Source organism: Nocardia alni, from assembly GCF_019038435.1.
Classification (GTDB): domain Bacteria; phylum Actinomycetota; class Actinomycetes; order Mycobacteriales; family Mycobacteriaceae; genus Nocardia; species Nocardia alni.
This window is the reverse complement of record NZ_JAGPOX010000347.1, coordinates 1-452: the sequence shown is the minus strand read 5'-3', so window position 1 is coordinate 452 and position 452 is coordinate 1. Positions and strand designations below refer to the sequence as shown.

General features: G+C 72.3%; 1 protein-coding gene. It reads right to left on the bottom strand.

Going from position 1 to position 452, the window contains the following annotated elements:
* Positions 1-452 (bottom strand): MFS transporter (locus JZ791_RS44270; RefSeq protein WP_498049424.1); only part of this gene is annotated, 452 nt, incomplete at both ends.

The window sequence follows — 452 nt, the reverse complement described above, 5'->3', positions numbered from 1 at the left end:
GGCTGAGTCCGAGGATCGAGACGGCGGCGGCGAGCAGCGGCAGCTGGCCGTAGCCGGCCCCCAGCGTCAGGGCGGTGCCGCCGATCCAGGCCCCGGTGGCGTTGCCGAGGTTGAACGCGCCCTGGTTGAGCGTCGAGGCGAGGTTCGGCGCGTCGCTGGCGGCCTCGACGACCCAGATCTGCAGCGGCGAGACCAGCGCGAAGGCGAGGCCCGACCACAGGACCAGCACGGCGACGGTCGGGATGGCGTGGTGGGCGACCGCCGCCAGGACGAGCAGCACCGCGACGATGCCGATGAACCCGCCGATGATCGTCGCCATCAGGCCCCGGTCAGCGAAGTGGCCGCCCGCGAGGTTGCCCACCGTGAGGCCGATGCCCGCGGCGAACAGCACCCCGGTGACGCCCTGCGACGAAAACCCGGTCACGCCAGTCAGGAACGGCGTGATGTAGGTG